This is a genomic window from Vibrio sp. 1402, from assembly GCF_033340275.1.
In genome coordinates this window covers 15,535-38,321 of the sequence record NZ_JAWOWE010000013.1, presented here as the reverse complement: position 1 = coordinate 38,321, position 22,787 = coordinate 15,535, and the positions used below count along the sequence as shown (strand labels likewise).

At 46.6% G+C, this 22,787-nt stretch carries 27 protein-coding genes; 11 read left to right on the top strand and 16 right to left on the bottom strand.

Going from position 1 to position 22,787, the window contains the following annotated elements; all coding sequences use genetic code 11:
* Positions 1-62: 62 nt before the first annotated feature.
* The 3 genes from R7044_RS19900 to R7044_RS19890 are packed head-to-tail and all read right to left on the bottom strand — an operon-like array spanning position 63 to position 1,693.
* Entirely contained in the window at positions 63-683 is a 621-nt protein-coding gene (locus R7044_RS19900) for an HAD-IB family hydrolase (RefSeq protein WP_225455770.1), read from the bottom strand.
* Positions 684-721: 38 nt separating this feature from the next.
* Positions 722-1,033, bottom strand: a complete 312-nt coding sequence (locus R7044_RS19895; protein ID WP_005383281.1) for a cupin domain-containing protein — start codon at positions 1,031-1,033, stop codon at positions 722-724.
* Between the two features lie 9 nt (positions 1,034-1,042).
* Entirely contained in the window at positions 1,043-1,693 is a 651-nt protein-coding gene (locus tag R7044_RS19890; protein ID WP_005374358.1) for a Qnr family pentapeptide repeat protein, read from the bottom strand.
* 495 nt (positions 1,694-2,188) lie between these two features.
* Here R7044_RS19890 and ompW point away from each other — a divergent pair, with 495 nt between their 5' ends.
* The 3 genes from ompW to R7044_RS19875 all read left to right on the top strand — a co-directional run bounded on the left by ompW (position 2,189) and on the right by R7044_RS19875 (position 5,557).
* Positions 2,189-2,830, top strand: coding sequence for an outer membrane protein OmpW (gene ompW, locus R7044_RS19885; protein WP_017634373.1), 642 nt, complete (start codon positions 2,189-2,191; stop codon positions 2,828-2,830).
* 214 nt (positions 2,831-3,044) lie between these two features.
* Positions 3,045-4,070 (top strand): HlyD family secretion protein, encoded by a 1,026-nt coding sequence (locus R7044_RS19880; protein WP_225455769.1) that lies wholly within the window; start codon positions 3,045-3,047, stop codon positions 4,068-4,070.
* Positions 4,067-5,557, top strand: coding sequence for an MDR family MFS transporter (locus R7044_RS19875; RefSeq protein WP_033907201.1), 1,491 nt, complete (start codon positions 4,067-4,069; stop codon positions 5,555-5,557). The genes R7044_RS19880 and R7044_RS19875 overlap by 4 nt, the downstream gene beginning before the upstream one ends.
* A gap of 96 nt (positions 5,558-5,653) precedes the next feature.
* On the opposite strand, the gene R7044_RS19870 is transcribed toward R7044_RS19875, so the two are convergent.
* Positions 5,654-5,899: a Rho-binding antiterminator gene (locus R7044_RS19870; protein WP_005374351.1), complete on the bottom strand. Its 246-nt coding sequence runs from the start codon at positions 5,897-5,899 to the stop codon at positions 5,654-5,656.
* A 180-nt stretch (positions 5,900-6,079) separates the two neighbouring features.
* Here R7044_RS19870 and R7044_RS19865 point away from each other — a divergent pair, with 180 nt between their 5' ends.
* Positions 6,080-7,216 (top strand): MBL fold metallo-hydrolase, encoded by a 1,137-nt coding sequence (locus R7044_RS19865; protein WP_225455781.1) that lies wholly within the window; start codon positions 6,080-6,082, stop codon positions 7,214-7,216.
* 77 nt (positions 7,217-7,293) lie between these two features.
* Here R7044_RS19865 and R7044_RS19860 read toward each other — a convergent pair whose 3' ends face one another.
* The 5 genes from R7044_RS19860 to R7044_RS19840 form a co-directional block, all read right to left on the bottom strand.
* Positions 7,294-7,719: a VOC family protein gene (locus R7044_RS19860; protein WP_017821017.1), complete on the bottom strand. Its 426-nt coding sequence runs from the start codon at positions 7,717-7,719 to the stop codon at positions 7,294-7,296.
* Between the two features lie 175 nt (positions 7,720-7,894).
* On the bottom strand, positions 7,895-8,380 hold the full coding sequence (locus R7044_RS19855) for a VOC family protein (protein ID WP_005374344.1): 486 nt from the start codon (positions 8,378-8,380) through the stop codon (positions 7,895-7,897).
* A 139-nt stretch (positions 8,381-8,519) separates the two neighbouring features.
* Complete coding sequence (locus R7044_RS19850) at positions 8,520-8,849, bottom strand: DUF4144 domain-containing protein (protein WP_033907198.1); 330 nt, start codon at positions 8,847-8,849, stop codon at positions 8,520-8,522.
* A gap of 24 nt (positions 8,850-8,873) precedes the next feature.
* Positions 8,874-9,410 (bottom strand): DUF924 family protein, encoded by a 537-nt coding sequence (locus R7044_RS19845; RefSeq protein ID WP_225455768.1) that lies wholly within the window; start codon positions 9,408-9,410, stop codon positions 8,874-8,876.
* Positions 9,411-9,475: 65 nt separating this feature from the next.
* The gene (locus tag R7044_RS19840; RefSeq protein ID WP_225455767.1) at positions 9,476-11,323 is read right to left on the bottom strand and encodes a M3 family metallopeptidase; all 1,848 of its coding nucleotides are present in this window, start codon (positions 11,321-11,323) and stop codon (positions 9,476-9,478) included.
* Between the two features lie 276 nt (positions 11,324-11,599).
* Here R7044_RS19840 and R7044_RS19835 point away from each other — a divergent pair, with 276 nt between their 5' ends.
* Positions 11,600-11,962, top strand: a complete 363-nt coding sequence (locus R7044_RS19835) for a hypothetical protein (protein ID WP_225455766.1) — start codon at positions 11,600-11,602, stop codon at positions 11,960-11,962.
* Between the two features lie 69 nt (positions 11,963-12,031).
* Here R7044_RS19835 and R7044_RS19830 read toward each other — a convergent pair whose 3' ends face one another.
* Positions 12,032-12,205 carry a hypothetical protein gene (locus R7044_RS19830; RefSeq protein ID WP_005374332.1) on the bottom strand — a complete coding sequence of 58 codons (174 nt, stop codon included), beginning with the start codon at positions 12,203-12,205 and terminating at the stop codon, positions 12,032-12,034.
* A gap of 233 nt (positions 12,206-12,438) precedes the next feature.
* Here R7044_RS19830 and R7044_RS19825 point away from each other — a divergent pair, with 233 nt between their 5' ends.
* The 3 genes from R7044_RS19825 to R7044_RS19815 all read left to right on the top strand — a co-directional run bounded on the left by R7044_RS19825 (position 12,439) and on the right by R7044_RS19815 (position 16,245).
* Complete coding sequence (locus R7044_RS19825) at positions 12,439-13,581, top strand: sugar diacid recognition domain-containing protein (protein WP_206970533.1); 1,143 nt, start codon at positions 12,439-12,441, stop codon at positions 13,579-13,581.
* A 158-nt stretch (positions 13,582-13,739) separates the two neighbouring features.
* Positions 13,740-15,092 (top strand): GntP family permease, encoded by a 1,353-nt coding sequence (locus tag R7044_RS19820; protein WP_054575250.1) that lies wholly within the window; start codon positions 13,740-13,742, stop codon positions 15,090-15,092.
* Between the two features lie 16 nt (positions 15,093-15,108).
* A complete protein-coding gene (locus R7044_RS19815) occupies positions 15,109-16,245 on the top strand; it encodes a glycerate kinase (RefSeq protein ID WP_042522351.1) in 1,137 nt (378 codons plus the stop codon).
* Between the two features lie 95 nt (positions 16,246-16,340).
* Here R7044_RS19815 and R7044_RS19810 read toward each other — a convergent pair whose 3' ends face one another.
* Entirely contained in the window at positions 16,341-17,777 is a 1,437-nt protein-coding gene (locus tag R7044_RS19810; RefSeq protein WP_205391298.1) for a PLP-dependent aminotransferase family protein, read from the bottom strand.
* Between the two features lie 92 nt (positions 17,778-17,869).
* Between R7044_RS19810 and R7044_RS19805 the strand changes: the two genes are divergently transcribed.
* The 3 genes from R7044_RS19805 (at position 17,870) to R7044_RS19795 (ending at position 19,867) form a co-directional block, all read left to right on the top strand.
* The gene (locus R7044_RS19805; protein WP_017634359.1) at positions 17,870-18,769 is read left to right on the top strand and encodes a DMT family transporter; all 900 of its coding nucleotides are present in this window, start codon (positions 17,870-17,872) and stop codon (positions 18,767-18,769) included.
* 66 nt (positions 18,770-18,835) lie between these two features.
* A complete protein-coding gene (locus tag R7044_RS19800; protein WP_205391420.1) occupies positions 18,836-19,123 on the top strand; it encodes a hypothetical protein in 288 nt (95 codons plus the stop codon).
* A 153-nt stretch (positions 19,124-19,276) separates the two neighbouring features.
* Entirely contained in the window at positions 19,277-19,867 is a 591-nt protein-coding gene (locus tag R7044_RS19795; RefSeq protein WP_225455765.1) for a type II secretion system protein, read from the top strand.
* Positions 19,868-19,904: 37 nt separating this feature from the next.
* Here R7044_RS19795 and R7044_RS19790 read toward each other — a convergent pair whose 3' ends face one another.
* From R7044_RS19790 to R7044_RS19770, 5 genes are all read right to left on the bottom strand, one after another.
* Complete coding sequence (locus R7044_RS19790) at positions 19,905-20,432, bottom strand: GNAT family N-acetyltransferase (RefSeq protein ID WP_047102510.1); 528 nt, start codon at positions 20,430-20,432, stop codon at positions 19,905-19,907.
* A 33-nt stretch (positions 20,433-20,465) separates the two neighbouring features.
* Positions 20,466-20,933, bottom strand: coding sequence for an HAD family hydrolase (locus tag R7044_RS19785; RefSeq protein ID WP_017821009.1), 468 nt, complete (start codon positions 20,931-20,933; stop codon positions 20,466-20,468).
* A gap of 117 nt (positions 20,934-21,050) precedes the next feature.
* Positions 21,051-21,521 carry a GNAT family N-acetyltransferase gene (locus R7044_RS19780; protein WP_205391297.1) on the bottom strand — a complete coding sequence of 157 codons (471 nt, stop codon included), beginning with the start codon at positions 21,519-21,521 and terminating at the stop codon, positions 21,051-21,053.
* A 1-nt stretch (position 21,522) separates the two neighbouring features.
* On the bottom strand, positions 21,523-22,254 hold the full coding sequence (locus R7044_RS19775; protein ID WP_017821007.1) for a glucose 1-dehydrogenase: 732 nt from the start codon (positions 22,252-22,254) through the stop codon (positions 21,523-21,525).
* 9 nt (positions 22,255-22,263) lie between these two features.
* Positions 22,264-22,779 carry a GNAT family N-acetyltransferase gene (locus R7044_RS19770; RefSeq protein ID WP_005374306.1) on the bottom strand — a complete coding sequence of 172 codons (516 nt, stop codon included), beginning with the start codon at positions 22,777-22,779 and terminating at the stop codon, positions 22,264-22,266.
* Between the last annotated feature and the right edge of the window lie 8 nt (positions 22,780-22,787).

The window sequence follows — 22,787 nt, the reverse complement described above, 5'->3', positions numbered from 1 at the left end:
TTTTTCAGTCTAAAACGACCACTTTGGTTGAGTGGCTGTCTTGAAAATCAGAGCACATATCGTTATTCGCTTGCTCTCCACTCGTTCCAGTTGAGCATCGCGTAGTCTGCCAGTTTGAGCATCGGAATGTCTTCGTGCGTATCACCGTAGGCATAAACAGACGCAAATTCGTCGAGCGAAAACGTGGCCCTAACGCGCGAGACTTTTTTTTCTAAACTGCAATCACCTTGCTGGTAAAAGCCACTCAGTTTTGGCTGTTCTGAGATCAGTTCACTGCACAGCAAGTGGTAACCGTTCGCCTCACACCAAGGCTTGAGATACGCATTGAGTGATGCCGACACCACTACGATGGTATCGCCTCGGTGTTGATGCCAAGCCAGCCTGTCCATCGCTTCTGGCCGTAAGTACAGCGGGATCACTTCATGGGCAAACTGAGTGCCAATCGCTTCAATTTTCTGCGTTTCTTTCCCTGAAAATGCAATAAAACTGCTGAGAGGGCGCATAACACGAGCGGGTAACACTCCGAGTTTGTACAGCGCATAAAATGGCATGATAGCGACCTTTCCTACTCGTTTGCGCAGGCCATAAGCAGAATAGTGGAGGAAAAGGCTAAACATATCCTCTCGGGTGATGGTGCCATCAAAATCAAACAGTGCCAGTGACGGCTTAGTAGTATCGAGCAAACTCAGCGCCTATTTTTGGGTTTAAGATCGTTTTGTGTTTATTGATAAAACACCGCCAACCAGATGGTTTCTTGCGTTGGGTCAGTCCAGCTCACTTTGTGTTTGGTATGAGCTGGAATCGTAACGTGATCGCCTGCCTCAAGTCGTTGCACTACACCTGATTCAAAAGTCAGCTCTCCAGCTCCTTTAAGAACCAAGACCCATTCATGTTCTTCTTGATCGTACCAGCCACTTTCGGGCGAGGTTTGCCCCGTTGAGACAATGCGTTCTATACGCAGGTTTTTGTGGGTCAGCAGGTCTTCGAACACTTCCTCGTCGAGGTTATTCGGTAAGTCTTTAAACAGGTTCATGGCCTTTCCTTAGAGAATGATCAGTCCAAAAGGCGCAAGCAATTGCTCTTGTTGCCAATCACAAATTTTAACACCAAACAGAGAAACGCGGCGAACATCCAGCCCGTCTAGTTCGACATGAGTCAGATCACATTGCTCAACGTTAAAGGTTCCCCATTGTTCTGGCGAGAATTCGCAGCGAGATAAATCCGAGCCTTTGAGAGTTGCCCCTGCGAGGTTCGCACCGTTCCAACGGTTTTCAAAGAGGTCACATTTTTCTAGTAACACTCGTTCGAAGTTACAGTAGGTGAGGTTGCAGCCAGTAATAAAAGCAGAACAGAAAAACATGGTGTTACTGACGCGATTAGCAAAGTTCGCACCTTGGAAGTTTGCCCCTTTGAGATCGCACTTACGTAGCTCCAAGCCCATACAATTTGCGCCGTTAAACAGGCTCATCGCCAACATACAGTTCGTAAAGCTAGCGTCTTTTAAGTTCGCGAAGCGAAAACTACACCCTTCTAGCGCTTTGGATTCGATAAAGCGACAGTCGATGAACTTAGCATCGCGCAGATCGGCATGGTCGAAACAGCACATATAAAAGTGGCAGTTTTTAAAGGTAGCATTCTGAAAATCGTGATGAGAAAAGTTTTCTCGTTCAAAAATGAGATCGGTTTTTAACATGTCTTCTCCTTAGCTGCGAGCAGACTAGCACTCCAAGTGACTGATTTTCCAGAAAAATAACTTCTTGTATTTCAGTGCTTTACAAACCCCTCAAATCGCGATTTTAAGGGGGCAAACGAGCGTTTTAAGTGGGTTGTTTTTTGAAAATAGAAGACGTAGAGGACGAAAAAAGTTTTTGCTGGCTACGAGCCTTAACGAGAGGATTCGCATTTATGGGTATGCATGGCAACTCACACGCACAGTTTGCATTACAGAATTGTATCCTATTTGCATAATTTGTTGATCAATATGGCGTTTCTCCATACAAAAAACCTATATTTTTCACAAATTGATTTCCATCAAAATAGTAGGGTTTCTATGTGCTAGATTGCGCACAGCTCAAAAAGATATAGATACCCGTGTGCTTCAAGGCGCTGAGTTTACTTGAAATCTCAGATCAGTTAGCAGGCACCCCTTTGGGTACGACATAACGAAGCCCTACGAAAGGAAATAAAAATGAAAAAAACAATCTGCAGTCTAGCAGTGGTTGCTGCACTCGTGTCACCAAGTGTTTTCGCTCATAAACAAGGTGACTTCGTTCTTCGTGTTGGTGCGGCGTCTGTCGTTCCAAATGACAGCAGTGATAAGATTCTTGGTTCTCAAGAAGAGTTAGAAGTTGACTCAAATACGCAGCTTGGTTTGACGTTTGGCTACATGTTCACAGACAACATCAGTTTAGAGCTTCTAGCAGCAACACCATTCAGCCATGACATTTCGACAGATTTGGTTGGTAGTGATATCGCGAAAACCAAACATTTACCACCAACGCTAATGGTGCAGTACTATTTTGGCGAGTCTCAAAGTAAGTTCCGTCCATACGTTGGTGCAGGTCTGAACTACACCATATTCTTTGATGAAGATTTCAATAGTACGGGTAAAGGCGCTGACCTGTCAGATTTGAAATTAGATGATTCATTCGGTCTAGCAGCGAATATTGGTGTGGATTACATGATCAACGATCAATGGTTCCTCAACGCCGCTGCGTGGTACGCAAACATTGAGACAGAAGCAACTTATAAAGCAGGTGGAGTGAAGCAAAAAACCGACGTCAAAATTAACCCTTGGGTATTTATGATCAGCGGCGGTTACAAGTTCTAAGAAAAACCAGTAGTTACACGCACATTACTATTATTGGCATGACTTTGGGGGTGGTTACGGGGACTGCCCCTCTTTTTTATCCTCGTTTTGATTGCACATCATTTACTCCACTTAGCAACATGCAAAATTGGATCTTTACCTTGCAGATCATTTTATTGTCGGAAGATCGAAAAGTCCTACACTGATCACATAATTGAACAAGTGGACAATATAAATGAGCGACGACATCGCAAAGCATTCTTCCTCCAGATCTAAGTTGGTAAAAACTCTTTTCTTTACTCTCTGTGTTATCGCATTTGGTGCGATGTATTGGTCTTGGCAGTATTCAGACAGTCACCCAAGCACGGAAGATGCCTACGTTAGGGCAAAAATTTTGTCGTTAGCGCCTCAGGTAAAAGGCCAAGTGGTTTCTGTGGATGTCAAAGACTTCCAATCTTTGAACAAAGGTGACCTACTGCTGAAGATAGATTCACGCCCATATTTGTTGGCAGTGAAGCAAGCAAAAGCGGCATACCAATTGGCGGTCCAGCAACATGACGTTGCCGATAAGCAGGTAACTGAAGCTGTTGCGGGCTTAGATGCGGCGCGCTCTAACCTGATAGAAGCGCAAGTAGAGTACAAACGTACGGATTCCCTAGTGAAACGCAAACTGGCGTCGGACCAAGATTTAGATACGGCGAAAAACAAACTCGCCAATGCCCAAGCGAGCCTAGAGCAAGCGCGCGCGACGGTAGAAAAAGCCATTGCGAACCGTGGTGAAGAAGGCGCAGAGGCTGCGGTCGTTCAACAAGCGGCAGCACAGTTAGCGCAAGCGGAGCTGAACTTGAGCTACACCGACATTACGTCACCAGTGGATGGCATTGCCGGTGAAATCAATACGCACGTAGGCTCGGTCGTTAGCGTGGGTCAAACGCTGTTCCCTGTGATTTTAAAAGGCAGCTATTGGGTACGCGCGAATTTCAAAGAAACCGATCTTACGCATATCAAACCTGGCATGCATGCGGATGTGGTGATTGATATGTACCCAGACGTGGTGTGGAAAGCAACGGTAGAACAGCTGTCGCCTGCGAGTGGTACATCGTTCTCTTTGATGCCACCAGAAAACGCAACGGGTAACTGGGTTAAAATCAAACAGCGTTTCCCTGTACGTTTGGCATTAGAAGTACCGGCCGATGCGCCGCAACTTCGCGTGGGTGCGAGCTCAGAAGTCACCATTGATTTGCAAAGTAGCGTGCAATGAGCCATCAAATTACGGCAGACAAACGGGGGATTGCCACCGTCGCCGTGATGCTTTCTGCCATCATGGTGTTAATCGATATGACCGTTGCGAACGTGTCGCTATCGCACATGATGGGCGCGTTGGGCGCAACGGCAGACCAAATTACTTGGGTGCTGACGGGTTACAGCATGGCGGAAGCGATCTTCATTCCGATGACCAGTTTCTGGGTGTCGCGCTTTGGTGAACGCAAAGTCATGCTGGTTGCCGTGGTCGGTTTTGTGATTGCCAGTGCGCTTTGTGGGCAAGCACAGTCTCTTGAAGAGATGGTGCTATTTCGCATTATCCAAGGCGCTTTCGGCGCGTCGGTGATTCCATTGGCGCAGTCGACGTTAGTGCAGATCTATCCGTATGAGCAAAAAGGCAAAGCGATGGCGATTTTCTCCATCGGCATTTTGCTTGGTCCTATTTTGGGCCCAGTTGTAGGTGGTGTGATCACCGACAACATTAACTGGCGCTGGATTTTTTACATCAACTTGCCATTCGGTTTGATCTGTACCTCTTTGATTTATCGCTATATCCATATCGACAACAAATCCAAACCTAACTTTGACTGGTGGATCATCGGTTACATGGCGTTAGGTGTGGGCGCGTTGCAGTTTGTGTTGGATAAAGGGAATGAAGACGACTGGCTCGACTCACGTATGATTCAGACCGCGATATTGCTCGCAGTCATGGGATTGGTGATGTGGATCTATCGCAGTTGGAAAACCAAAAGTCCAATAGCGCCATTGTGGCTACTGAAAGACCGAAACCTTATGGTCTCGTCATTGATGATTGCCGTGGTGTCGATGGCGATGTTTGGTCTGACGACTCAACAACCAATGCTGTTGGAAAGCTTGCTGGATTATCCGGTCTCAACCACTGGTTTATTAATGGCACCGCGTGGGTTGGCGTCAGCGGCGATGTTGATTTTGGTGATTAAGCTCAATCCGCAATTCGATCCCAGAATCAAAATAGTCTTTGGCTTAAGCTGCATCGGGATTGGTAGTTATTTGATGACGCAATACTCACTGCAGATCGATACATTTTGGATTGTGATGCCGAGTATGATTCAGGGGATGGGGCTTGGTTTAACCTTCTCGACGCTGTCCACCTTGGCGTATTTAACGATTCCGAAAGAGCAATCTGTCGCGGCGGCAAGTATTTACAATCTGTTCCGTACTATTGGTAGTTCGTTTGGTATCTCTATCGCCACCACGTTCCAATATCGTGATAGTCAGCAGCAATGGCATGCGCTGGGAGAGGGTATTAATCCTTATAATCCTAACTTGCATGACTGGGCGGCCAATCAGGGGCTTTCTATTACCGACCCGGTTGCGTTAGACCAATACCAACAGATGTTGCAGCAGCAATCGCAAATGGTCGCGTTTGTGCACACCTTCCAGCTTGTGGGAGTGATGTTCGTGATCATGATGCCGATGCTGGTTTTCATTCGGTCGCGTGAATAACATGAAGTTCCGGTGAATCGTGTAAGAGAACGCCTCTCAAGTTGTGTCAGCTTGAGAGGCGTTTTTTATTGGACAGTGCCAGTGAAAGAAGGACGTTTACTCAAACGTCACTTCGTCAAAATGCGGATTGGTTTTGAGCGCGCGCATTGCGACTAATTGTTCAGTCGGGAAGGCGGTGTGCTCACCATCCATATCTAAAAACAAGCACTCTTGTCGCTGCATGTCGTAGCCTGTGTCGAATGCGTTGCCCTGATGAGTTTCACCATTTTTTAGTGTGATCTCGATAGGGAGCTTAAACATACAGGCGATTTCAATAAAATCGTATTGGCTGCAAGTCACCATAGTTTTCTCCTTTCAAACCGACGCAGTATTCAGAAGGTTTGAGAACCGTATCCTTAAATAGAAGACGTTTGATTGAAACTGAATCTTCATCTTACACCTCATTTTGGTCACGAAATAGACATACACGCACGTTTTAATAAACCTACTGTTGAGCGTTCGCAAGCGAGACAAAACTACGATATGTCTGAAACGATACTTAAGCGCACATACCTAACGAGTGAACAAAAGACACAAAAGCCAAGTTCACTGATTCCGCCTCAAACCTACCATGCGCAGTTGGCGCACCGTATTCACTACTCGCCTCAATTTGAAAACGGCCGCGTTAAAAACGAGATGCCAAATGTCCCTAGTCCGCAATCATTCTGGCAGGTGTGTTGGAGTTATCTTGGTGGTAGAACGCCGTTGAGTCCTAACGAACATCTGCCACATTCCCCAATTCAACCTACGCAGTTTGCGCAGCGAAGTGAATCGATGCGCCTTACTTGGCTGGGCCATTCCACTATGCTGGTGGAGGTCGATGGCATTCGAATTCTGACTGATCCGGTATTTGATTACGCTTCTCCGTTCATCGCAAAAGCGTGGTTTGAACGCAATATTCTCAATACCCATGCCAGAGATTGTTTGCCGATTCCTGAAATTATCGTGATTTCGCACGATCATTACGACCATTTAGAAGCATCGACCATACGTTTCTACGCCGATAAACCCGTGACGTTTTATGTGCCCTTAGGGGTTGGCAAGCATCTGATAAAGTGGGGCGTTTGCGCAGACAACATCGTGGAATTCGATTGGTGGGATAGCGTACACTATGCTGGAATCGAACTGATTTGTACGCCTGCTAACCATAATTCGGGTCGTACTTATTTCGATAAAAACGCGACCCTGTGGGCTTCTTGGGTCATCAAAGGCAAAGAAGAGACGCTCTATTTTAGTGGCGATTCAGCTTACGATTCGCACTTTTCCGAGATCGCACAGCGATGTGGACCAATCGACATTGCCTGTTTGGAAGTGGCTGCTGATGTGAAAGGCCAAGGTTATCCGGTCGAAAACTGGGGGCACATGCAGGCTCATCATACCGTGCAAGCGTTTCGCGATTTAAATGCGAAAAAACTGCTGCCAGTACATTGGGCTACATACGAGCTGTTTACTCACCGCTGGGACGAACCGATTTTAGATTTGCTTGCCCATTGTCAAAAAGAACATATAACGCTGCTGACGCCAATGCCGGGGGAGAGTTTTTACGTTCATAAAAAACAGATAAATAAACAATGGTGGCGAGAAAAAGAAACAGGTGAGCCAGCTAGAATTTTGACTTAATAATATGTTCTTACTTCAATAATTATTTTAGAAGTTAACCTTGTTATTTTCAGAATATAACAAGGTTTTTTACTCGCTTACTCATCAATCACTTGAGGTTTTAACTCGACGACATTTCCTTCCGGATCATGAATATAGAGTGAGCGACCGAATCCTTGTGCTCCGTAGCGTTTCGCAAACTCTTCGGTTTCAATGCCGTTCGAACGCAGATATTCCAGTAATTCATCCTCGGAAAAAGGCGCCAATTGCAGGCAAAAATGGTCAATATTACGACCATTTTGAACTGGTGGCTTACCGCCGAGTTGGCCTAATTCGCTGTCTACCGTCACAACATCAATCAATGCGTTACCTGCCCTAAGTTGAGTTAAACCAAGTTCCGTTACTTCGCGTTCGACAGGGCAGCCCAAAATGTCTCGATAGAAATGCAACATAGCATCGAGGTTACAGGTCCTTAATACAACATGATCAAGCGCTTTGATGGCGATTGGATTTTTGGTGGGCATACTTCACTCCTTTTTGCATTGTGTTGAGGTAAGTATAAAGTGACCTTAAAAGTGGTGAGAGAAATGATCAAATTCCAGATGTTTTTTTGCTAGAGCGAGTGCAGAAACACTGCAACTCAAAGCAAACAAAAAAAGGCTAGCGTATTGCTAGCCTTTTGGAATATGGATGGGGCTATTACTCGTAATCAGAAGCGTAAGTTTCTTCGTAAGTGTGTGAGTAAAGCTCGAATAGGTTGCCGAATGGGTCTTCTAGGTAAACCATTTTCGCAGGCTTATTATCGTCTTCTGGGTGGTAACGCATGATGTCCATGCGAACTTTGCCACCTAGTGCTTCGGTGCGTTTGATAGCACCTTCAAAATCGTCTGTCTGCAAACAGAAATGGAAGATACCGATGCGAGAAAAATCCACTTCATGGCGCTCTTGACGCTCTTTCATTTCGAATAACTCAAGGCCGATGCCATCACTTGTCACAAGGTGCGCAATGTTGAAGCCTTTAAAGCCTTCCCCAAAGACCGCAATACACATTCTGCCAATTGCCGTTTCGCGTTCTTCAATTACTTTCGTGTTGCCCATAACGACTTTTAGACCTAGCGCTTGCGTGTAAAACTCAACCGCTTTGTCCATATCTCCGACCATAATACCGACATGATTCATTTTCATTTGTTTGCTCCCAACATGTGTGTTTGAACGTTGTCTTGTTTCGATGTGGGAGAGTATATGGCGTGATGTTGATTACATGAAATTATCATAAATTATAAAAATGATAATTTTATTTAATGCTATGCATGTTGGGATTGAGTTAGTGAGCTAAGGCCTCAACAGCTTGCCTCACCGAGGTGAAATGAATCTTGATAATACACCGTTGCGCGAGGCTGAATTCATGCGATTGGATTAATGACGTAACCTCTTCTACGGACAGCGTTCGTTCTTTTGGATGTAAAAGAGTGGTGTTCGAACCATTGTTTTTCAATTCGAACGTGTTGCCATTTGAGTCAATAACGTAATCATCTTGCCCAAAAATGAGGGCTTCGCATTCAGAGTCTAAGTCGGACTGGGAATGCGTATAGATCAGCTCATCGTCGCCGTCTAGTTTTAGCAAGCATGGCCAGCATACTGCGTGGTCTCTCATGGTTAACTCATTATTCATTGTTATTTAGAAACTTGACCCAGGTTGTTGCAAAAATGCTAACTCTTCAGGTGTGCTTTCTCTACCCAAGATGGCGTTGCGATGTGGGTAACGTCCAAACTGGTCGATGATGGCTTTGTGTTTTAGCTCAAAATCGTAGTTATTTTCAAGCCCTGATGCGCGAAACAATTTCTCAGCTTCGACATGAATGAGGCGAGATTCGCTGTGCATAAACGGCATGTACAAAAAGCTTAGCTGCTCAGGCGCTAATTCTTTATCGTGACCTAACCGAATTGCCTCTTGAGCCAGTGCTAATGCGAGTTGGTCTTGTGCAAACGCTTTTGGGGTGTTGCGATACACATTACGTGAAAACTGGTCGAGGACGATGATTTCGGCCAATCGTCCTTGTGTGCTGTCACGCCAATTAAACAGTTCACAACGAGCCGCTTGTTCCAATACCGAGGCAAATCGTGACGCAATATGTTTGTCCAGTTCTGGGTTGTTTTCAAACCAGTTTTGAGGCGTTAGCTCCTCGAACCAGAACTTGATAATTTGTTGATGCATGGCGCTTCCTTTTGTTGTGCCTTAATAGCAAAAAGCCAGAAGCGTGGCTTCTGGCTCTTGGCGTGTTATCGACCGTAAGTCTCTACGATGTAACGTTCAAAATCGTCACACATTTGTTCGTCAGAGATGGCGTTGCTTGCCAGTTCTTTACTGCCGTCGACGACTTTAATCGCGGCGTTCAGTGAGGCGACCGGTGCTCGCTTTCGCGTCGCAAGTGAGTCGATTTTCTTCTGCTGCACTTCCCATGCCTGTTCTGGCGACAGGTTACACACGTCTGCAAGGTATTTGGCATTGAAGCCTTCGCCAGTCAGGCTGACAATGGTTTCGTTGTGCGACAAGTGATTGCCTGCGTGCCAGTAGTGTTTTGCCAGCAGTGGGCCAATTTCTGGGTTATCCGTCAGGTAACCAAACTTCTCAAGGAAGTATGCACGGGTCTGATACACCGCCATGTGCGCGAGTAGATAACCTTGATACGCACAAGCTGCTTCGTCGGATAGCAAATGTGGAATCGCCATCAGTGGGCGAGGGCTGCATTCCAAACCAAGGATCTGTTTTTCACAATCGCGAGCTAGCTTAGTGATGCGCTCTGGCGTTAACTCGTCATCGCTCAGTTGATACAACGCGCGCTCAAAATATGGCACAACCAAGATGCTACGTTCTTCATAAGCTTTGAATGGCTGACGGCTGTTGATCATTGCTTGAATAATCTCATCAGGAACAGAATTCCCTTCATCATCCAGTGCGTACTGTTTTAGCCAATCGGCATCGGTTAACAGGCTATCACAGAACATCGACTGAGTTTCTGCATAAGCCATTGACGTCGGCGAAAACTCCTGCGAGAAACAAGGCGCGTTCATTTTTACGTTCGCAAAGTGTGCTGCGTGGCCGCCTTCGTGGAACAGCGTGTTAATGCCATCGTAGCCACTGCCCACTTGGTCTGGTTTGGCATTACTGGTGAAGTTCACCTGTGCTGCGACCCATTCGCCTTGATTATAGAAAGAAGGGATAGGGCCGTGGCAGAACCCGTTCGGGTACTTACCTTTGCGATCTAGTAAATCCAGCGTTAGCGTCGCGCCAGAGTAATCAATATTTAGGCGACCAAATGATTCTACCCAGCGTCTCAGAGATTTTGAGAACGGCACGTATGGGTCAAGGTCACGCATAACGTTACCCGCGAATGAGTAAACAAAGTTGTAGCCTGCTAGTGCGCTTGCGCCTTTCTCTTTCGCCAAGTTTTCTAAGCTGTTTAGGTGCGCATCTCGCGTGCGTTGTTCGAAATCTTCCAAAATCTCGAATAGCTGCTCGGAGCTCATCTTTTCCGTTTTTTGCACGGAGTAATCAAAGAAAGTCGCATAACCCAGTGAGCGAGCGAACTGGTTGCGCAGTTTGATCAGTTCAATAAAGCCGTTTTGCAGTAGCCATTGTTCAAGGTTCAGCAACGCTTGATGAGCCGATTGGCGAACTTCTTCATGATTGCTGGTGCGAATGGTTGAGCTTAATACTGGAAGTGAACCTTCTACTTGCTCGCCGTTCTCATCGGTAAATGTTTGTACGTGGTTCTGTTTTTTCTCGAAGAGCTCAGCTTCAAAGGCAATGAGCTGGTTTTTCAACGCTTGTGCTTTTTCGCCCTCGATAGCGTGAGATTCAAACATCGCCAGCCAACCAGATAGACCCGTAATGGTTTGTTGTTTCTCTTGTGGGTCGGTAATTGAGTCCGCGGCTTCAAGCTGTTGTTTGATGGCAGTAATTTGCTCGGCGTTGCTTAAAAAGCTTGTCCATGCCGTTTGTGCTTGCGTCGAGCCATCATGGTCATCGCTGATCCCCATGTAAGTTTCCCAAAAGAAATCTTCTTTGGTGCGGTGAATCGCAAGGTAACATTGATTGAGGTCGTTGAGGTAATCCGTTGCGGTCATTTTGATCCTTCAAATGGTTTCGTTATGTAGACAGTTGATTATTGCACGCTTGGTCGCGAGAAAGGAACGCTAATCTCATTTGTCGATTTTGCATCGCGTAAAGGTGATTTTACTATTTGTTTACATTTGGGTGAGTTAATAGGAGTTATGAGCTTGCAGTGTTAAGACTGGTATGGAGTTTACAGTTTATTAAGTAATTAATCTGCGGTGCGCTATCGATGATCCTTATCAGGTGTAATAAGATTTCCATATCGTGGCGATACAGTTGGAAACGATATGATAAATAAGACAAAAGTTACGTTATTTGCGGTAGGTACGATTTTAGTTGGATGTTCCACAGTCGCGCCGCCAAGAAATGATGCGGTTGAAAGCATTCAACAAAAGTGTTCTGTGATTTTAGGCAATGATGTTGCTGGCGATCAGCGCTGGCAGACGTACAACGGCTTGCTTGTAGAATATGCCGTGCATGGCGTTAAGAGTCAGGCGCAACTGGAACGCTTTGAAGCGTTTGTGCAGCGAGTACAAAATGATGAATCTGGACAGTTAGTTACCGAGCTGATTGAAGTCACCGATTGGGGATGCTCAAACGGCAATTATCTTGAAGAGATGGGCTTGTTTATTCAAGAAGTTCAAAAGTAGAAAACCGAGCGTTAAGTCGCTCGGCTTTTCTGTTTGTGGAGCGCTTTGTGCGCTGGTTAGTCAGGACGTTTACTCCTCTGGATACTCGCCCATACCTTGCGTTTTACCTTCCGCTTTCCAATGCTCTCCAGGGGCAAATGCTTCATCGCATAAATCTACGGTGTAGCCCATTTCTGTGATTTCCTTCAAAGTGAGGTTATCAGCAATATTTGCAACTTCCCCCGATTTATTCCGTAACTCCATGTTGATCTCTCCTCTGTAGGTAGACGAGTGGCATCAATGCACAGTGAAGAATGCATTGGTAACCTTTGTTCTAAGTATATATCCCTCTGTTCAAAATGAAGGATTAAACCCTTTTTTATGTGTGGTTAAGGCGTAATGATTTGAGCTACGCCTGCAATTTGCATCGACAGCATCGCGATAGCACGCTATTTGTGATTTATTGAGTGATTCATTTATAAGTTTGGAAAATCGAAATGGTGATTCTCGACCACTCCTTAGCACAGCAAATTGTTGATCGAACCATGTCCATCATTGGTCACAATGTGAATGTGATGAACTCAGCAGGCATCATTATTGGCAGTGGCGATCCCAAACGCGTTGGGCAAGTGCATGATGGCGCGGTATTGGCGTTGAATCACGGCGATTCGCTAGAGCTGAATGAGCAGCAATGTTTGACGCTACAGGGTGTCAAACCCGGAATCAATATGCTGTTGAAATTACATGGCGACGTGGTCGGTATTGTTGGTGTGACAGGCGAGCCAGAGAAAATCCGAGATTTCGCCAAACTGGTCAAAATGACCGCTGAATTGACAATCGAGCAAGCTGCGCTGGTGGAAAAATTTCAGTGGGACAGACGTCATCGCGAAGAGTTTATTCTGGCTTGGATCAATGGGAAATTGACCGATGAAGAGCTGAAAGATTGGGCGATGCGTCTTTCTATCGATGTTACTCAACCACGGGTGGCAACGGTGATTGAAGTCTCGACGCCGTCGGCCTCAAAAAGCATGAAGAGTGTGCGCAATATTGTTGAACTGCTTGAATACCCAGAGCGTAACAACCTAGTTGCGATTGTCTCGGTGAATGAAATTGTGGTGTTGAAACCGTGTCATTCCGCCAAGCAGTGGGATAGCCAAGTTGAAAGTGAGCGCATTGATAAGTTGATGTCGCGTTTAAGCGATCACGATTCGCATACGTTTCACATTGCGCTAGGGCAGCTGTTTAATGAGCCTAAAGATGTCGCGTTGTCATACCAAAGCGCGAAGCAGGTGTTAGCCATTGGCAAGCAGTTCTACCCAGAGAAACGTAAGTACCTGTTCGATGAACTTCGTTTGCCTGTTTTGTTAGCGCCGTTGGCGGATATTTGGCAAGGTGAACAAATTATTGATGGTGTGAAACGGTTGAAAGAGAAAGACAAATCTGGGCAATTATTGAAAACCCTAGATGCACTGTTTGAATGCAATGGCAATGTAACAGAATGCTCTAAAATGCTGTTTATTCACCGGAACACTCTGCGCTATCGGTTAGAGAAAATCACCGAGATAACAGGGCTACCAACTACCAATTTTGTGGGGTTAGCGGAGCTTTATATTGCGACTCGGCTCTCAAAAATGTCGTGATGTTGTGCATTTGCACAATACGCGTTATTTTTTGACCACATCATTTGTCACTCCGCCTAAAGGAATTCGAAAGCAAACGATTAATAATTCATGCGTCCCTACATGTTGAGTGAGCCAACACGGACTCGCTCAGCAAAATAAGAATAAATGGAGTTATCATGAACCTTATATTAATCCTGCTTGGGGTGATCGCATTTATTGTGCTCACGACCACCAAACTCAAATTACATCCCTTTTTAGCGCTGATCATCGCGGCGTTCCTTGCGGCATTTGCTTACGGCTTACCGGCAGATAGCATTGCCAAAACCATTGCTTCTGGCTTTGGCGGCATCCTTGGTTACATTGGTTTGGTTATCGTTTTAGGTACCATCATTGGTGTTATTTTGGAAAAAAGTGGTGCGGCGATCACCATGGCCGATACGGTCATCAAAGTGTTGGGTGAGCGTTTCCCAACATTGACCATGAGCATCATCGGTTACATCGTTTCTGTTCCAGTATTTTGTGATTCAGGCTTTGTCATTCTGAACTCGCTCAAAGAATCACTCGCTAAGCGTTTAAAAACCTCAAGCGTTGCGATGAGTGTGGCGTTGGCAACTGGCCTATACGCAACGCACACGTTTGTGCCGCCAACTCCTGGCCCGATTGCCGCTGCGGGTAACTTAGGCCTGGAATCTAACCTTGGTTTAGTGATTGGTGTGGGTGTGTTTGTTGCAGCGGTTGCGGCGTTAGCGGGGATGTTGTGGGCGAACCGATTCCAACATGTTGAACCAGATGGCATTGAAGCCGCAGAAGAAATTCAGCAAGACTGGCAAGCACTCAAAGCGTCTTACGGCAAATTGCCAACGGCGAGCCAAGCATTCGCTCCTATTTTTGTTCCTATCTTATTGATCTGTTTTGGCTCTATCGCGAAATTCCCAAGCCTACCGCTGGGCGAAGGTTTTGTGTTTGATGTTCTGACTTTCTTAGGGCAGCCACTAACGGCATTGGTGATTGGCCTGTTCCTTTCTGTTCGCCTACTCAAATCAGACAACAAGATTGAAGAATTTGGCGAGCGAATCAGCCAAGGTATTACGGCTGCTGCGCCTATTCTTTTGATTACCGGTGCGGGTGGTGCATTTGGCGCGGTATTAAAAGCCACGCCGCTAGGTGAATACTTAGGTACGACGCTATCGGCGCTGGGCGTGGGTATTTTCATGCCATTTATCGTTGCGGCTGCGCTAAAGTCGGCGCAAGGATCATCAACGGTTGCATTGGTGACCACATCGGCTTTGGTTGCGCCTATGCTTACGCAATTGGGGCTCGATTCAGAAATGGGCCGCGTATTAACGGTGATGGCGATCGGTGCAGGTGCGATGACGGTTTCTCATGCAAACGACAGTTTCTTCTGGGTAGTTTCGCAGTTTAGCCGCATGTCGGTGGGCTTAGCGTACCGCGCGCAAACCATGGCTACGCTCGTTCAAGGTGTCACGGCAATGGCATTGGTGTACATTTTGAGCCTCGTTCTCTTATAAGTCTCTGGAAGTACGTATGAAAGTGGTAATTGCACCTGATTCATTTAAAGAAAGCTTAACCGCCAAACAAGTGAGCGAGGCGATCAAAACGGGTCTTGCTCGCGTATGGCATGATGCTGAGTTTGTTACGGTTCCGGTCGCAGACGGTGGCGAAGGCACGGTTCAATCTTTGATAGATGCAACTCAAGGCGAACAAGTCTTCACAACAGTGACCGCGCCATTAGGGAATGATGTTGAAGCGTTTTATGGCATCCTCGGCGACGGCGAAACCGCAGTTATTGAAATGGCGGAGGCCAGTGGGCTGCACCTTGTGCCGAGTGACGCTCGCGACCCAAAACTGACCAGCAGCATTGGTACCGGACAGCTGATCAAACACGCGCTAGACAGAGGCATTCAACGCTTAATCATTGGTTTGGGCGGCAGCGCTACCAATGATGGTGGCGTGGGCATGTTGACCGCGTTGGGGGTGGCGTTTCTTGATGAATCTGGTCATGCAATTACCCCAAATGGAGGCGGGTTAGCGGCGCTTGCGTCCATCGATATTTCTGGTCTTGATCCTCGCTTAGCAACTTGCGAAGTGTTGGTAGCGTGCGATGTTGATAACCCACTCTGTGGTGACAAAGGCGCGTCGGCTATCTTTGGCCCGCAAAAGGGAGCGACCGTATCAGACGTTACTCTGCTCGATAACGCATTGCGCAAGTTTGGCGAGTTGACGGAACAAGCGACGGGTAAGCATGTACTGACTCGTGAAGGGGCGGGTGCTGCTGGTGGTATGGGCGCGGCCTTGCTCGGGTACACGCCAGCACGTTTGCAACCGGGAATTGAGATTGTGCTTGAAACGGTCAAACTTGCTCAGCATGTTGCGGATGCGGATATCGTATTTACAGGCGAGGGTCGAATCGATCATCAAACCGCACATGGCAAAACGCCGATGGGCGTTGCTCAGGTCGCCAAGCAGTGTAATTTACCAGTCATTGCATTAGCAGGCTGTGTGGGCGACAACTATCAGGCGGTTTATGAGTGCGGCATTGATGCGGTGTTTGCTTGTGTACCAAGGGCGATGAGCTTACCTGAGGCCATGAAAGAGGCCGACGTCAACGTTGCTAACTTAGCCGAAAACGTCGCGAGAATGTGGCAAATTAAGTCGCACTGAAGGCGATGACGATACGAAAAACTCCACCTTTGCGTGGAGTTTTTTGTTGTTACGTGTTTGCGTGTGTAGGCATAAGTTCATTTAGCAAGAGCGAGTTAACAGGCATGCTTTGCTATCAATTTTGCCAGTGTTTGCATCGCTTGACTCCAATCGGTTTCATGACCAAAGTTTGCCACGCTGAGGCGTACGCAATGCCGATATTGCCCTTGAGTGCCAAATACGGTGCCGGGAAGTAGGCTGATTCTGTGCTTATTGCATGCTTGATACAACGCATAGCTGTCCGTGTCTTCGGGCAGTCGCAACCAAAGTAAGAACGAGCCTTGTACGGCGTTGATCTGGTATCGATTTTTTAGAGGTTCGTATTCATCCAAGTATTGATGAAGCATCTGGATAAATCGTCGCATGTTGTTTTGATAAACCCGACCCATTCGCGCAGTATGCGTTCGATACTTGCCTGACGTTAGAAACGTTGCCACGGCGGATTGCATTAGGTTCAAACTGCCCATGTTTTCACACAGTAGATATTGCTCAATTTGATCTCGATATCGCCCCGCCAACATCCAACCAATTCTCAAACGCGAATCGAGCGTTTTGGATAACGAATTTACGTAAATTACGCGTTGCTTGTCATCGAGCAATCTCAAGCTTGGCAACGGCTTGTCATAGCTTAACCCGCCAAACACATCGTCTTCGATAATAGGAACATTGCCGGACGCCAATAGCAATTGCTGGCGCTTTTCTAACGGCATCATGGCACCAGTAGGATTGGTGAAGTTTGGCGTTACGATGATCGCTTTTATGTCCCATGTCGACATCGCTTTTGCTAAGGCTTCGGGGCACATACCGTCTCGTGGGCAACTCGGGATTTCCACCACTTTGAGGCCGAGTGATTCGAGCATCAATAAGTTACCAAAATAACAAGGAGACTCCACCGCGACGATATCGCCTTTTTGTGTCGTTGCGCGCAGCGCTAGGCTTATTGCTTGTTGAGCGCCGTGCGTTACCATGATCTCATCCAACTTGGCTGGTGTGCCCAAATCTTGCGTGATTTTCGCTAGTTGTTTGATTAAGAGGTGATCACCGGGTGGTAATTGGTAATGGCTCGGTACATGCGTTTGCTGGCGACTGTGGCGGCCGATCTCGGCGTACAAGCTTTTGATCGCGGGGGAGTCAATGTTTGGGTGGGCAGAACCGGTAGGCAAACGCTCTTGGTATTCAGGATAAGTAAGGATTTCTTTGCAGATCGAGAGCAAATCCACGCGAGTCGGATCCGGAATTGAGCGAGAGGTCGGCAAGGCGACTTTAACTCGATAACCCGATTTGGGTACCGAGTAAACCAAGTTTTGTGCTTCCAGCTCTTGATACGCACGAATCACGGTATTTTTACTGACGTTTAATTCTTGGCTCAACAAGCGAATGGAGGGCAGTCGATCATCCGCCTGATAAACGCCACCATTGATGGCTTGTTTGAGGTGTTTTTCCACCACGAGGTACTTATTCCCTTCACCGCTTCCCAATAAATCTGTACCCATAAAAACACTTCCATCTGTCACTTTTTGAAAACACTGTACCTAATTACATTAGCAGTATCTCAAAACATAAAACAAGCGTGAGTGAGGCGATCATGTTAATCCGAGCCATCCCTTTTGTATTTGTCATCCTTTGGGCTTCTGGATTCGTTGGTGCGCGTTTTGGTTTGCAATATGCCGAGCCAGCGACACTACTTTCTATCCGTATGGCATTCAATGTCTTATTGTTTCTGGTTCTTGTGGCGGTATTGCGTAGAAGGTTGCCGACAGGAAAAGATTTTTGGCACAGCTGTGTAGTTGGTGCGTTGATCCACGGTTTCTATCTGGGCGGTACTTATTTCGCTATCGCCTTGGGTATGCCTGCTGGGTTGAGTTCGTTGCTGGTGGGTATTCAACCGATTTTAACCGCGGCTTTACTGGTGGCGTTTGTTCGTGAGGAATTTAAACCCTCGCAATGGTTGGGTTTGGCTCTTGGTTTTGTCGGTATCGCTATGGTGTTGATGGGCAAAATGGAGTGGCAATCCGAGCAGCATAAAGTGTTGGCCATTGGTTTGTGTTTGTTGGCTTTGGTTGGTATCACGCTAGGGACGCTGTATCAGAAAAAACATTGCCAACAAGTGGATATGGTGGGTGGTGCGACGGTGCAATATTTGGCCGCGCTCGTCATGTTTCTGCCCGTTGCGATGCAGTTTGAAACCATGCAAGTGCAGTGGGAACTGGAGTTTATTTTGACTGTGTTGTGGTTGGTCGTCGTGCTCTCTTGTGTAGCTATTCTACTGCTGCTGTACATGGTTAAGAACGGTGCTGCATCGAGCGTAGCTTCTGTATTCTACCTAGTGCCGCCAACGACGGCGATTCAGGCTTGGCTCGCGTTTGGAGAGTCATTTGATTGGATGGGGATTTCTGGTTTCGTACTGGCAGCTACGGCGGTGTATTTGGTGGTTAAAAAGCCGGATCTGACGATAAAGAAATCGATTCAAACAGAATATACCTAAATTGGCTAGGGACATTTGCGTATCAGTGGGTACAATCTGCTTCATCTTAATCCGTGGAGCAGAATGATGAAGGTAAAGCCAGATCGAATGACCGCCATGCGTAGCATCATCGAGCAAGTAAAAGCGGAACTACCAATTTATGAACCAGAAACGTTTGTATGTGGACCAGAAGGGCAGTGCATTGGCTGTCCGAAGAAATTGTTGGAAATGGTCGATTCAGAAGTCACTTATTGGGAGTCAGCCATGGAGCGCGGCATTTTTCCGCAGTTCGATGAGATTCGTCGTTTTGGCAAAATGTGCACGAATGTTCGTCGTGGTCTGGTGCGAAATAATGTGCCTTTACTCAGTAACTAGAGAGTAAAAACCGTCTAATATCTGACACATAGCGTCGTTTTGTTACACTGCTCTTTGGCTGCTGTTCTCAAGTTTGCGTGGTGTTTGTCTCTTCTTACCCCTTAAGCCTTTAATCGTAAGAAATTGGCGATATATTGGCTCGGTCTCACATGGATGTGGGGCTATTGTCTTGGGCTAGTTGAGATAAGAAACGTGAAATCAAAGGGATTTACGCTGATGGAAATCACCATAGTGCTTACCACTTTGGCTTTCATCGCATTAGCTGCTTTACCAGTACTACTCGATATTCATCGCCAAGCATACGCTGCGATGCTGCACAGTTCTCAGTCTTCTTTGGGTACGGCTCTCAAGTTCTTTCATGCTCAATCAGTGATTGATAACGCTTACGGCCAAGAGCACGTTCACTACATTGACCGACATGTCAAAACACGCAAAGGCATGCCAGAAGCGAGTGCCGATAGTATTCGAGCTTTGTTAGAAATCGATCTACCAGCCAGAGGTTATTCGAAAATTGACGTGCCGTGCAAAGGCAGTGATTTTTGCATCATCGGTCAGCAGCACCCAAACAGTGCTCATTTTGTCGCGATTCCTGATTATCAGTTCTTAGATAAATCGGGAGTTGATCGCGTGGTGTACATTTGGCCGCAAGGTTACACACTGGCAGAAGAGGCATGCTATTTCTACTACGTGAATCAAGCCTCTAACGATTCAATTGTTCGAGGGCATGTGACGCAAGGGTGTTAACCCCGAATAAGTGTTGCGAACAACGGTTATCGTGAGTCTACAAATCTGGGCTTTTCGAACGGCTTTGCGCTTTATACAATATCATTTTTTGACTCATCAAGACTTTACCATTTGGCAAGGTCACTTCCCCAAGTTCCCCCTGATGTTCAAATCCAAACCGTTCATACAAAGCAATCGCTGGTGTGTTGGTTGTGTATACGTAGAGTGCGATTTGGTCGTAACCAAATTCCCAACCACGTGCGATCGCGACTGCCAATAGTTTCCGCCCCAATCCTTTGCCTCGGTAGTTTTTGTCGATGTGAATACCAAGAATACCGACGCGAAGGCGTTGCCCTCTTTCGTAACCGCACATCTCAGCTGGGTAGATTTCAACACTACCGATAAGTTTTTGGCGGTCAAACGCGACAAACTGAGGGATGGACTCGTTTTCCACACGTTGCAGGATTCTGCGAAGCGTTGCGTTATCGGGTGCAGGAGAAATCAAAAATTCCCCTTCGGAGTACACTCGATTCCACAACGCGGTGAAGCGCGCGATATCGCTCACCTTGATGGATCTGATTTGCATTCATCTTCCTTGATTAGTGCAGGTTAGTAACGGTTAGGGGATAAGCTCAGATAAACAACGAATTTGGTTAGGAATGGCTTCGGCTGGTGCATCAGCGCCCGTTGGGTTAAACCAAATTGTGTTTACGCCCGCTTTCATCGCAGGGTAAATATCTTTGTGAGGTAAATCGCCAACCATGGTTATTCCACTCACGTTAACCCCTAACTGTTTTGCGATGGCGAGATAAAACTCAGGTAGGTTTTTAGCGATACCGAGGTTGGCAAAACAAAAATAGCCATTTAAGTATTGGTCTAAGTCGACGCGAACAAATGCACGCTGAACCTCTTCCATGTTGGAATCAGATGCACTGGTCGCAATGTAGATGGGATGATTTTGGGAAAGTATTGCCAGTGTTTCTCTGGCTTGAGGAACAGCTTCTACGTGTTCCCAATCGCACATTTTTCCTTGTGCGTGAGGGAAATCTACCATCAAGGTGTTCCCCCAATCGAAAAGATAAATCATGTTCGAATCTCCTTATCCGCACATCATATCGTCTTTTTCTAAAATTAGGGGGTAAATTGCATCGATAAATACGATTTAGGTGGGTTTAGTCGTGAAAGCGCTTAATTGTCGTTATCGTTACAAATGTTTCAGCATAATGCGTGAGTTAGTTTTAAAACCTTGATTATCGTAAAAGCGCTGTGCTGGCTGATTGAATTCCATCACTTCCAATCGAATTTGTGTGGCATTGGCGTCGCGCGCCCATTGCTCACAGGTTTGGAGCAGTTGGCGGCCGATTCCTTGCTGCTTTTGCGCTTCATCGACAACAATTGTTCCCACGCGACAAATTGGGTCTTTGATCAGAAAACTGACGGTGTCGTTTTGGGTGATCATCGCGGTTAAGAAGCCGAGAATTTGCTGTTCGCGTTCGGCAATCAAAAAGAGTCGCTCTTTGTTCTCTAGTGCTTGTGCAAGAAATTCGCGGTCAGCTTCTGAAGGCGCAACAAAGGCTTCTGGCGCATTTGCAAAATGCAGTGAATTAATTTGAAAATTAAGCTGAAAAATTTCGTCTAAATCATCGGGAATCGCTTGTCGGATATGGACTTGCATTCTATCTGCCCCCTGCAATATCGATAAATGATCCTGTGACATAAGAGGCTTCGTCACTTAATAGCCAAGCGATCGCATTTGCCACTTCTTCTACCGTGCCACCGCGTTTAAGAGGAATTTGAGGGCTGAGTCTATCTACTCGGTTTGGTTCTCCGCCGTCGGCATGCATATCAGTGTAAATGAAACCAGGTCGAACGCCATTGACGCGAATATTGCGCTCTGCCAACTCTAGCGAGAGCCCTTTAGTTAAGGTATCCATCGCGCCTTTTGATGTGGCGTAATCGACATACTCAAATGGCGCGCCTGAGCGCGACGCTCCAGAGGAGACATTCACAATTGCACCGCCTGCACTGAATCGCCTCGCCGCTTCTCGACAGCAGAGAAAACAGCTATTCACATTGGTGTTCATTACTTTCTGAAAGCGTTCCAAGCTGATTTCTGACAAAGGCGATTGAGTAAATAGGATGCCAACGTTGTTGACCAAGTGCGTCACTGCACCAAATTCACGTTCTGTTTCATCAAACAAGGAGAGCACTTGCTTCTCATCGGCTACGTCTGCGGCGATGGCAATCGCTTTTCCACCGTTTGCTTGTATTTCTGCCACAACTTGGTCGGCGGCCTCTTGCTGAGTGCGGTAATTAACGCAAACGCGATAGCCTTGCTCGGCCAGCTTTTTTGCCGCTGCGGCTCCAATGCCTCGGCTTGCGCCGGTAATGATGACTACTTTATTCAAAATACGTCCTTATTTATGTAGTGAGTAGATTTTATCGGCGTAGGGTTTGCCACCAATTTGGTATGCGTCTGGAATGACCTCAATGAGTTCGAAACCACATTTTATCAGGACACGCTCTGATGCAATATTGCCTTCAGTGACCGTCGCGGAAAAGTGGTTGATGTTATGTGTCGAGGTTGCCCAGTATAGAAGCGCTTGAAGAGTTTCTGTTCCAAACTGTTGGCCATGAAATTCCGGCAAAAGTAAGTAACCTACCTCTGCCTTACCGTTTTCAATAGCAAAGCCAGTGATGCCGATGGGTTGTTCAGATTGCTTATCGAGTATTACAAGGCAAAGCCAATGCTGGCAATTTGGGGTCCATGGTAATAATCGCGAAGCAAATTTTTCTCTTATTTCTGTTTCGCTGGGACGATCGAAACAGAGCGCAATAACCTCTTGTTCGGAAAGTAATCGTTGAAAGAGTTCCCAGTCACTGGCTTTGATGGGTCTTAATTGGCTTCTGTGCGTCTCGATATAAACTGACATGCGTGTCC